Here is a 3,065-nt window from a genome sequence, read left to right on the forward strand (position 1 = left end):
GGCTAGATCACTGAAAAACGCAAAATATCAGAGCGGCGTTTTTCGGGCACAAAAAAGCTCTCGAAGTCCGAGAGCGTTTTTGTGTCTCCCGCCGAAACCGTCCGGCTTGAGTCCTGAACCGAGGGTTCAGGGTGGAGGCCTATGCCAGGCACAAGGAGCAGCAACGCGTGCCGCTCAACTTAATGGCTGACAAACAGCCCCCGAAACTAGAGTATTGGTTCAAAGAACAACAGCCGATGCTCGAATTTCGCAGGGGACGATTTGTATTGTAGCCTTCTCGAAAAATTTTTAAAGTCCGTATTAAAGCTAATTGCGCTATTCGGGTTCTGTCAAAATCACGGATGTTTCGTAAGTCCTCTGTCGCAAAGGGAAATTAGTTTTTTGATCTTCTCGAGGGTTTCCTGGTCGTCACGAATGTTTACTTTTTCATTCTCTTTTGCCAGAGCTGCTGCCGTCTCGTGCGTTTGTTCCTGCTTCTTTTGCATTCCGAGAATGAAAGAGATAAGCGTAAAAATCAAAAGCTTCACTTCCTTACTTTCGAACAGCTTCACTGATCTGCCGCCGTTAAATGTCATGAGATGATCATTGAATTCTCGGACGACCTTATCGAGAGCCGCCGTGTCAGTGGAGTCCGGCACGGAGACTTGTAGCCTTAAATTTTGAATCGCTATCGTGTAAAGCATAGAAATCAGGGGTTCCGGTATCGGTCTTTAATGGCTTTAAGACGTTCGAGTTCGACATGGAGCTGTTCGGCGGCAATATTGACCTTTGCTTGCGCAGCCTGCAGCTGAGCAGCCTTCGAGGAGAGGTCTTTTTGGAGACGTGCGTTCTCCTCCTCAAGATGGCTGATGCGACTCAGAAGCTCAAGGATTCTGGCCTCTAGAATTTTGAAAGCTTCTTCTCGGTTCATAAGTTACAGACTGAGAACGTCGCTCATGGAATAAAGTCCCGGCTTTTTACCTGCTTCCCAGATCGCGGCTTTGACAGCGCCTTGTGCATAGCCGGCACGGGAGCTCGACAAGTGAGAAATCACAATTCGTTCTCCGTTTCCGGCAAAAGTTACCTGATGGTCTCCGACCACGTCTCCGCCTCGCAGAGCGGCAAAACCGATGGAACCCGGGATTCTCGGACCGGTGTGACCCTCACGAGCCCATACGGCAACGTCTTCTAATTTTTGTCCGCGAGCCTCGGCAATTGCTTTGCCCATGGCGATGGCGGTTCCGCTGGGCGCATCCACTTTACGACTATGATGCATTTCAAAGATTTCCGCGTCATAGTCTTTGAGCAATTTGGCGGCGAGTTCGAGGAGTTTGTAGGTAACGTTTACACCGGCGCTCATGTTCGGTGAGAACACAATAGGGATGACTTTGGCTGACTCTTCAATCGCAGCCTTGCCTTCCGCATCTAATCCAGTCGTTCCGATCACCATACCAATACCGACATCTGCACAGATCTTCAAAAATTCCTTAGTTCCTTCCGGTCGAGTAAAGTCGATCAGTACTTGTGCACTGCAGGTACGAAGCACATTGTAGTCGTCCGTAATTTTGACGCCCGTGTTGTAGCCCAAAGAGGCGCCGGCATCTTCATCGGCTTCCCATTTGTCGGTTCCTTTGTGCGCGAGTGCTGCGACAAGTTCGGCCCCTTCGGTGTTCCAAACGGCATCAATAATCATTTTGCCCATGTGTCCTTTGGCGCCGGCGACTGCGATTTTGACCATAAATACTCCGATGTTTGATTTGTAGTTAGGAACGGGAACACTCATGACAGCAAGAAGGCAGATTTCTTCACATACCGTCGGGGGCGCTCCGCAGTTAACTATTAAATGTACTCTAAAATTGCCGATAATCCGACCGATTAAGATCTCACAAAAATAAACGGCACCGTTTTTCGGTGCCGTGAGCTGCGTTTGGTATGGGCTCCCGATTACTGTGCGGCCGGGGTTTCAGCGGTCTCTTCTTTAGCCTGCTCGGTTTCTGTAGGTTGCTGAGTTCCATCCGTAACCGGAGCTTCCTGTTTTTCTTTTTCCAGTTCTTCCTGACGCTTCAGGGTGCTTTCTCTGGCGCGTTCACCGAGGATCGCTAAGTCGGCATTTGTTTCATCCGGCATCCTGTCGGATTTGAAACTTTCTACACGTCCATCCTCGTCGAAAGTAATTTCAAGCTTACGAATGCTTGTTTCTCCGAAACGAGGTTTAAGGAAGTAAACGTAATTCCACTGTTCTTTATGGAACAAGTTGCGCAGCGCAGGAGTGCCTAGCAGGAAGATAACCTGGTTTTTAGTCATGCCTTCATGGAGCGCGTCGACCATTTCGGAGGTAACGACGTTGCCCTGATGAACATCAGGGGTATAAGGCTTGAGCCATCCGGGGATATGGTCTCCAACGGATGAGCAGCCCGATAAAAGTGTTAAAGGGATAAGAGCGCAAAAAATAAACCGTTTCATTTCCGGAAAGAGGGTGTAGAAATATTATCAAGCCTGTATGATAATCGATAAGATTAAATCTAAGAACCATCGAACTTGTAAATCTCGAGGTTGGAATAAAACATGCCAGATACACAACAAGAAAATGCCAAAAATTTAAAAAACCTCGGCTTAAAAGCTACAGGGCCTCGTCTCAAGATTCTCGAAATTTTTCAGGAGCGAGCTAAAGCCGGAGAAGACCGTCATCTGAGCGCTGAAGAAGTTTATAAAGAGCTCGTCAACGTGGGAGAAGACGTCGGATTAGCCACGGTTTACCGCGTCTTGGCCCAGTTAGCTTCTGCCGGGATTCTGACACGCAGAAATTTTGAACACGGCACAGCAGTTTTTGAGCTGGACGACGGACACCACCATGATCATCTGATTTGCGTGATGTGCGGCAAGGTCGTCGAATTTGTCGATGAAGAAGTCGAAAAACGCCAAGCCGAAGTTGCAGCGAAACACGGCTATGAGCTGGTGGATCACTCGATGGCACTTTACGGCGTTTGCCCGGAATGCAGAAAACACAAGGCAGAACAGAAGTAACAGACAACGGTTTTCACTATGGCAAAAAAGAAAGGGGATGTTGCAAAAGTCCTGAGAAGGAC

Annotated in this window: 5 protein-coding genes; 1 reads left to right on the forward strand and 4 read right to left on the reverse strand. The window is 48.5% G+C overall.

From position 1 onward, the window contains the following. Positions 1-335 precede the first annotated feature (335 nt). The 4 genes from HMPREF9439_RS04205 to HMPREF9439_RS04220 all read right to left on the reverse strand — a co-directional run bounded on the left by HMPREF9439_RS04205 (position 336) and on the right by HMPREF9439_RS04220 (position 2,442). Positions 336-683 carry a hypothetical protein gene (locus HMPREF9439_RS04205; protein ID WP_008863848.1) on the reverse strand — a complete coding sequence of 116 codons (348 nt, stop codon included), beginning with the start codon at positions 681-683 and terminating at the stop codon, positions 336-338. A 5-nt stretch (positions 684-688) separates the two neighbouring features. Beyond that, positions 689-910, reverse strand: coding sequence for a hypothetical protein (locus HMPREF9439_RS04210; protein WP_008810741.1), 222 nt, complete (start codon positions 908-910; stop codon positions 689-691). A gap of 3 nt (positions 911-913) precedes the next feature. After that, positions 914-1,717 carry a 4-hydroxy-tetrahydrodipicolinate reductase gene (gene dapB, locus HMPREF9439_RS04215; RefSeq protein WP_040603406.1) on the reverse strand — a complete coding sequence of 268 codons (804 nt, stop codon included), beginning with the start codon at positions 1,715-1,717 and terminating at the stop codon, positions 914-916. Between the two features lie 206 nt (positions 1,718-1,923). Continuing rightward, entirely contained in the window at positions 1,924-2,442 is a 519-nt protein-coding gene (locus HMPREF9439_RS04220; RefSeq protein ID WP_008810743.1) for an outer membrane protein assembly factor BamE, read from the reverse strand. Positions 2,443-2,544: 102 nt separating this feature from the next. Here HMPREF9439_RS04220 and fur point away from each other — a divergent pair, with 102 nt between their 5' ends. After that, positions 2,545-3,003, forward strand: a complete 459-nt coding sequence (fur, locus tag HMPREF9439_RS04225) for a ferric iron uptake transcriptional regulator (RefSeq protein WP_008863850.1) — start codon at positions 2,545-2,547, stop codon at positions 3,001-3,003. Positions 3,004-3,065 lie beyond the last annotated feature (62 nt).

Source organism: Parasutterella excrementihominis YIT 11859 (genome assembly GCF_000205025.1).
Classification (GTDB): domain Bacteria; phylum Pseudomonadota; class Gammaproteobacteria; order Burkholderiales; family Burkholderiaceae_F; genus Parasutterella; species Parasutterella excrementihominis.